8 protein-coding genes are annotated in these 7,226 nt (G+C 37.5%); 3 read left to right on the forward strand and 5 right to left on the reverse strand.

Translation table 11 applies throughout. The annotated features are described in order from the left end of the window. Window positions 1–4 precede the first annotated feature (4 nt). The 3 genes from ACYQ0O_RS07995 (at window position 5) to ACYQ0O_RS08005 (ending at window position 3,912) form a co-directional block, all read left to right on the forward strand. A complete protein-coding gene (locus ACYQ0O_RS07995) occupies window positions 5–1,975 on the forward strand; it encodes a TonB-dependent receptor plug domain-containing protein (protein WP_459891909.1) in 1,971 nt (656 codons plus the stop codon). Between the two features lie 162 nt (window positions 1,976–2,137). After that, window positions 2,138–3,337, forward strand: coding sequence for a thiolase family protein (locus ACYQ0O_RS08000; RefSeq protein ID WP_459891911.1), 1,200 nt, complete (start codon window positions 2,138–2,140; stop codon window positions 3,335–3,337). A gap of 17 nt (window positions 3,338–3,354) precedes the next feature. Beyond that, window positions 3,355–3,912 carry an NUDIX hydrolase gene (locus ACYQ0O_RS08005; protein ID WP_459891913.1) on the forward strand — a complete coding sequence of 186 codons (558 nt, stop codon included), beginning with the start codon at window positions 3,355–3,357 and terminating at the stop codon, window positions 3,910–3,912. Here ACYQ0O_RS08005 and ACYQ0O_RS08010 read toward each other — a convergent pair. The 5 genes from ACYQ0O_RS08010 to ACYQ0O_RS08030 all read right to left on the reverse strand — a co-directional run bounded on the left by ACYQ0O_RS08010 (window position 3,902) and on the right by ACYQ0O_RS08030 (window position 7,225). Further along, on the reverse strand, window positions 3,902–5,167 hold the full coding sequence (locus ACYQ0O_RS08010) for a YihY/virulence factor BrkB family protein (RefSeq protein WP_459891915.1): 1,266 nt from the start codon (window positions 5,165–5,167) through the stop codon (window positions 3,902–3,904). The genes ACYQ0O_RS08005 and ACYQ0O_RS08010 overlap by 11 nt on opposite strands. 218 nt (window positions 5,168–5,385) lie before the next feature. Continuing rightward, window positions 5,386–5,661, reverse strand: a complete 276-nt coding sequence (locus ACYQ0O_RS08015; RefSeq protein WP_459891917.1) for a type II toxin-antitoxin system RelE family toxin — start codon at window positions 5,659–5,661, stop codon at window positions 5,386–5,388. Beyond that, complete coding sequence (relB, locus tag ACYQ0O_RS08020) at window positions 5,645–5,875, reverse strand: type II toxin-antitoxin system RelB family antitoxin (protein WP_459891919.1); 231 nt, start codon at window positions 5,873–5,875, stop codon at window positions 5,645–5,647. Before relB ends, ACYQ0O_RS08015 begins: the two co-directional genes overlap by 17 nt. Window positions 5,876–6,168: 293 nt before the next feature. Continuing rightward, complete coding sequence (locus ACYQ0O_RS08025; protein ID WP_459891921.1) at window positions 6,169–6,789, reverse strand: class I SAM-dependent methyltransferase; 621 nt, start codon at window positions 6,787–6,789, stop codon at window positions 6,169–6,171. 127 nt (window positions 6,790–6,916) lie between these two features. Further along, complete coding sequence (locus ACYQ0O_RS08030) at window positions 6,917–7,225, reverse strand: Txe/YoeB family addiction module toxin (RefSeq protein WP_459891923.1); 309 nt, start codon at window positions 7,223–7,225, stop codon at window positions 6,917–6,919. Window position 7,226: the final 1 nt, after the last annotated feature.

Genomic DNA, 7,226 nt, shown 5'->3' on the forward strand with positions numbered 1-7,226 from the left:
AAAAATGAAAAAATGGATTTTTCTTGTTGGTATTTTAATCTTTACTGTTTCACAAAATTCATTTGCACAGCAAGGTAAATATTCTCTGGATACAGTGGTGGTAACTGCAAGTAGATACAAAGAATCTATAAAAGATACCCCTATGAATGTTGAGGTTATTGGACAAAAAGAGATAGAGGCATCATCTGCTAAAGATTTAGGGGAGCTTCTTGCTGAAAAAGGGATAGGCACAATTAGGGAGTATCCTGGTACTCTCACGTCAGTAGGGATCAGGGGTTTTAGGACAGATACACATGGAAATGATTTACTTGGGCATGTTCTGATCCTTTTGGATGGACGCCGTGCTGGAACAGGAAATGTTGCAAAGATCTTAACAAAAAATATTGAGAGAATTGAAATAATCAGGGGACCAGGGGCAGTACAATATGGCTCAGCAGGTATTGGTGGTGTTATAAATGTAATAACAAAAAGGGGAAAAGGAAAACCCCATGCATTTTTAGAAGGAACCCTTGGTAGCTTTAATTACCAGGATGGCACAGTGGGCTCTTCTGGAAAAATCAAGAACTTTGATTATTCATTTGCATACAGCAGGGGTAAGATGGATGATTATGACACAGCAGATAATGTAAAATATAAGAATACGGGGTATGATAAAAAAGAAGACTATTCCTTTAATGTGGGATATGAGTTTTTGCCAGGAAATAGAATTGGGGTTATTTATACAAAATTCGATACAGACAGGGCAGGTTCTCCTTCATATTTAAGTAAAAATGATTTAGACGATTATTCTGATAAGTCACTTAGTTCTGCTGATTTTATATATGAAGGAACACTTCCATCTCTGCCCATTTTCTGGAAAGTAAGATACTTTCAAGGGTATGATAAAAATAAATGGGTGGATCCTATTTTTAGTAATCCAGATGGTTGGGATGATGGTACCCCGTCTATTCAATACACAAAGCATAGAGGCGCACAGGCACAGATTACCCTAGACCTGGACAAATACACTCTTACCACTGGTTTTGATTGGGTTTATTACAAAATTGAATCCTCTTATTCACCAAAAGAGACAAAGTACAAAAATCCTGCAGGGTTTGTCCTGGCAAAAATAAAGTTACTAGATAATAGCCTTATTTTATCAGGTGGAGCCAGATACGACAAATATAAGGTAGAAATTGAAAAAGGAGAGGGTAAGGATAAAGACAAAACACATCTTTGCCCAACCATAGGAGCAGTATATCTACTTACTGACAATATAAAATTAAGGGCAAACTATGGACAAGGATATAGAATGCCCAGTGCCCAGCAACTGTCTTCAGATTATTATGTATGGGGAACACATTATAGGGGTAATCCAGATCTAGATCCAGAGAGGAGCTGGACTGCAGAAGGTGGTGTGGACACATCATTTGAGTTTTTGGATGCATCCTTTGGATATTTTTACACTTATTTTAAGGACAAAATAGAGACTAAATCAGATTATATAAATGGAGTAGTAACTTACGAAAATCATGGACAGGCAAAGATTCAGGGGATTGAGGGAAGCCTGGCTTTGTATATTGGAAAAATGTTTGATCTTCCTTTTCAAATAAAACCCTATGGAAACATAACTTATCTATTGGAGAGAAAGGATGAGGAAACAGATAAGGATCTAAAATACACAGAAAGGATGAGTGCCAGTTATGGAATATATGTCTCAGATAGAAAGGGCTTTTGGTCTAATCTGAATTTTGAATACCATGGAAGTCAGTTTGTGGATGACTGGGAATCTGGGTGGCCTGCTCCTGTAATAAAAAAAGGTGGCTTTACTGTTGCCAATTTCACAGTTGGGAAAAAGCTGGCACAAATTGGCAAATTTGGTAGCTTTTCAGTAAAAGGCGAGATTAAAAATCTTCTGGATAAAGATTATAGCTATGTTAAAGGTTTCCCCATGCCTGGTCGCTCTTTTTACATTGGGATCAGGTATGACTACTAAATCAATATGCTAGGCCCCTACTCTCCATAGAGAAGGACGGCGAATATAAGCCCCCCCTTGTTTCGCCGCCCTTCCTTATAAACTATACTTTATCTTTTCCCCTTGTTTTTATCAAATCTTCTCCTTATAGTGCTTGGTCAAAAGATCTTTTAGGAGGTGTGTATGAAAAAAGATTCAGATGTGGTAATAGTTTCTGCATGTAGGACTGCCATTGGCAAATTTGGCGGTATATTTAAAAATTTTAGGGCATCTAAACTGGCAAGTATTGTTTTGGATGAAGTAGTAAAAAGGGCAGGTATTGAAAAACAAATAGTAGATGACATTATCCTGGGAGATTGTATACAACACCCAGCAGAGGCCAATACTGCAAGAACTGCTGCCCTTATGGCCAACTTTCCTGTGGAGGTGCCTGCATGTACCATTCAAAGACAGTGCTCATCTGCCATGCAGGCAACGGAGCTTGGATATCTAAAAATAAAAAATGGCGATGCAGATGTTGTAATTGGGGGTGGTGTTGAATCCATGAGCAGTGCCTATTACTATGTTGATGGAGCAAGATGGGGTATGAGACTGCAGCATGGGGAATTTACAGATTCAATGTGGGAACTTTTACATTCAGGTAGCAGAATCCTGGGAGAGCCCATGATAATGGGTCAGACAGCAGAAAACCTGGCTGAAATGTACAATATATCCCGTGAAGAACAGGACGAAGTTGCCTTAAGGAGTCACAACAACGCAGAAAAGGCAATTAAATCGGGGAAATTTAAAGAAGAGATTGTTCCAGTTGAGTTTGAAAGAAAAGGTAAAAAATATGTATTGGATACAGACGAACACGTAAGATATGGGCTTAAGATTGAGGATCTAAAAAAATTAAGACCTGTTTTTAAGAAAGATGGCACTGTTACAGCAGGAAATTCTTCTGGATTAAATGATGGGGCTGCCGCCCTTCTGCTTATGAGTAGAAAAAAGGCAAAGGAACTGGGCCTAAAACCGCTTGCCAGGATCATTGGATTTCAGGTGGCTGGAGTGGATCCCAAAATCATGGGCTTTGGACCTGTGCCAGCAACTAAAAAGCTCCTGGAAAAGACTGGCATTTCTCTGTCAGATATTGGGCTAATTGAATTAAATGAGGCTTTTGCTGCCCAATACCTTGCCTGCGAAAAAAATCTTGGGCTTAATAGAGAAATCGTAAATGTAAATGGAAGTGGAATTGGCCTTGGACATCCAGTTGGTTGCACAGGGGCAAGGATAATAGTTTCCCTTCTCTATGAAATGAGGAGAAGAAGTGTTGGCTTAGGTCTTGCCACCTTGTGCGTGGGTGGTGGAATGGGAATGGCTACAATAATTGAAAATGAAGATTAAAATACAGGTGGTAATTTATGTCAGTTAAACCATGGCAGCTTATAAAAACAAAAAAAGACAGCTCATATAAGGTCTTTGATTTAAGAATTGATACTGCCATATCCCCAAGAACAAGGAAATCCTATGATTTTTATATCCTTGAATCAGGGCCATGGGTGAATATCATACCAATTACCAGAGATAATAATGTAGTTTTTATAAAACAATACAGGCATGGTATCAGGGATGTAACATTGGAGATTCCAGGAGGGATGGTGGAGAAAGAAGACACACCCAAGGACGCAGCTCTAAGAGAACTCAAAGAGGAAACTGGCTACACAGCTCATAATATAGAATTTTTGGGGAAAGTACACCCCAATCCAGCTATATTAAACAATGAATGTTATACCTACCTGGCAAGAGATGTGGAAAAAACTAATCCTCAACACCTAGATGAAAGGGAAGACATTGAAGTTTTGTTAATGCCTGCAGATGAGGTCCCCAAGTTAATCCAGGATGAAAAAATCACTCATTCACTTGTAATATGTGCATTTACGTTTTTATGGTTAAAACACCCCCGATTTTTTAAGTTATAGATAATTCATATAATGGAGTGGTTAAATCAAGGGAGTATAGATGGTTATACGATTTATAACCATCAACTCCCTTGATCTTTTGTAGATTAACATCATCATAGCTCCTTATTATCTTCAAAAACTCTCCCACCCTACATTTTTCAATATTTGAAGCTATGGCAAAAGATTTTTTATCCTGTTTCAATTCAACAACAAAACCCAATTTTTTAAGTGCTTCTATAAATTCCTGAATTATAAAAGATGGCAATCTAGTTACATCAGACAGATCTTCCAGATAAACTTCCCCATCACCTTTTTTAAATACATCAATCATATAACATATAATCTTTAAAAAAATAAATTCTTTTAATGCTATATTAAAACTACCCAACCTTTCTTTTACATTAAACTTACCATATTTTATTGACTTAAATTCATACGCAATTACAGCTCCAATTAGTAGCATGAACCAGGAAAAATATAGCCATAGTAAAACCAATAAAACTTTGGCAAAGCTTCCGTATATTGCATTATATTTTGGATTAAATGGTTGATAGTTAATAAAAATATATCTGGATGTTTCCCACAAAAATGTTGAACAAAAAGAACCTACTAGAATACTTTTTGTATCAATTTTTCCATTTGGGATATAATAAAAAAGAAGAAATATAGAAAACCATAATACCAAGAAAGGAACAATTTTTAGGAGCAAAAGATATACATGAGATATTAAAGAATAAGACAATAATTTTTTAATAAATGGGATATTGGTCAGTGAGGAAGAAAAGGTAACCAGAACAATCATTAGCATTGGCGATAGAAGGGTAATGGAAAAATAACTGGTTATTTTTTCCTTTAATGTACGATTTTTGGGGATTTCAAATATTGAGTTTAAGGTATCTTCAATAGTACCAATTAGTGATACAACAACAGCAAGTAAAGTGACTACCCCCATACTTCCCAATTTTCCAGCATTTGTGTTATTTATATAAGAAAGTATGTTGTTAACAACGTCCTCTCTACCAGCTGTGACCTTTAACAAAAAGTTATGTATAAATTCTGTATGATGAAATCCCAGACCCTTTGAAATAGAGAAGGCTATTGCCAGAAATGGGACTATTGAAAGGGTGGTCACATAGGTAAGTGCTGCTGCCCTGACTCCACATTTATTCCTCTGGATAGACAACACAACCGCTCCCAGGAAATATTCAACTTCATTAACCACGTTACGAAGGGTAAGTTTTTTTATAGCATCTATATTTTTCTTAAAAATCATATAAAAGCTCCTTACAAAGGGCTCAAACCAATTATTTCTAACCAGTCTATATACCGGAATTTGTCAATAAAGATGTCGCCAAAAGCCATGTCATTTTTTCAATTAAGCAGCCTTTTTACATTGTTGCTCATTAACAGGATTAAGGTCTACTGTAAGGATTGGGTTCCAACTGCGAATATTTCCAGATACGAATTTACACAAATATAATAATGATAATGTTACGGTATCTTTCTCAAAAGATAAATATCTTTTCTGTGTCCTATTTTAATAATTAAAACAACTAGTTCATCGTCTTGAATTTTAGTTGTTATTCTGTAATTTCCTATTCTATATCGCCAAAATTCTCTTAATTGCCCTTTGAGAGGTTTACCTATCGCTCTGGGATCCCTTGCTACTTCTTGTTTTAGGAAGTCAAAAATTTTCTGAACCTCCTGAGCGGGAATTTTTCTTAATTGTTTTTCTATCTTTGAAACAAACTTAATCTTCCAGGCCAAGTTTTTTCTCCATTTCTTCTAAAGAAATAGCTTCTTCTCTGCTTTTTAAAAATTCTTCATACTCAGTTTCAGCTAGATAAGCATCTTCTAGGTCCTCAAGTACTCTTTCCAGAGCTTCTCTAATAAAATAACTTTTTGGCCTTTTTGTGGCCTGGGCAAGCCTAGACAATCTAAGATTTAGTTGCTCAGGCAGTCTAATGGTTGTTACATTCATCTATAGTCTCCTTTTGCATTCTTTGTAATACGAATAATACCTTAAAAAATGAATGTCCAGAACTATTGGAAAAAACTTTTGAGTTTTTATTCGTCTCACTTTTTTGGCTCTTCTGTTTTCAGTCAAATTTAGACAAATAATGACTGTGTAACTCCTTTTTCTGTGAAAACAACGCTTGATGTCTTCTATTGGAACATTATGGCACCTTCAGCCCTCTGTTTTTTCACCTAACCTCATGATTCACTTACCGGTATGAAACAAGGCCAAAGGCCCCAGCAAATTGTTAATCGATCTTATTTCACGCCCTTGATTACAATAAAAGCGCCCCTTCCAAAGCCATCCAGAATGGCTCCTGGCAATTCTCCGGGAATTAGAGTCTGTCTGATTTTTACGATTTCAAAGCCCACTTCTTTGAGATACTTCAGCACCTCTTGAGTAGAGAAAAAAGTGGCATATTGGTAAAATTTGCTTTTTTCTTTTTTATCCGCATACTGTCTGCCTAGTTCGCTTTCTTTGTCTGCAAATCCTACAATGATGCATCCGCTTGGCTTTAATACCCTGAACGCTTCCCTAAATGACTTAATAACATCATCAACAAAACAGATCGTGGTTACCATCAGCACAAAGTCAAACCTGTCACCAGGAAAAGGCAAATCCTCTGCTATGCCGCGATAAACGTTGATACCCTGCTTTCTCGCTTTAATTGCCATCTTTTCTGAGGGTTCAACGCCGATTTTTATTCCTAGCCGTGCGGCGAATTTACCAGAGCCAACACCTATTTCCACCCCTTTGGCTTCCTGCGAAGGAATAAGTTGTTGGATGGCTCTCAGCTCGACCTCATACAGATCACGGTTTTTTTCAAACCATTCGTCATATGCATCGCTGTATTTTTCGAATGGCTCTATTTTTGGCATACTAAACTCCACGGTAGCTAGTCAGTCTGCGGCTAACGCTCAAACTCACTTGCCGCTGTGTAGCAACCCCGAAGGGCACAGCGGATTGGCCCTCTGGTGCACTGACATATTGGGATCTTTAAAATGGTTAGTAGTGATAGCGACACTGCACAAAATCTATTCTGTCATGACCAACGACATAAACCAATCGATGTTCCTGTGTTATTCGACGTGACCAAACGCCCGTGCCTAAAAACTTTAAAGCCTCCGGTTTGCCTATTCCCTGAAACGGATCTCGCATTACAGCCTCGATTAGTTTGAAAATTCGAACCGCCGTTCTACGATTGGTTTCAACCCAGTATCGCAAATCTTCCCTGAATTCAGGCTGAAATACGGCTTCTCTTTTTTTCTTTGATTTAGATCGGCTACTCAAGGCCGACCTCTTTACGGAGCTCATC

This window comes from Desulfothermus okinawensis JCM 13304 (genome assembly GCF_054654515.1).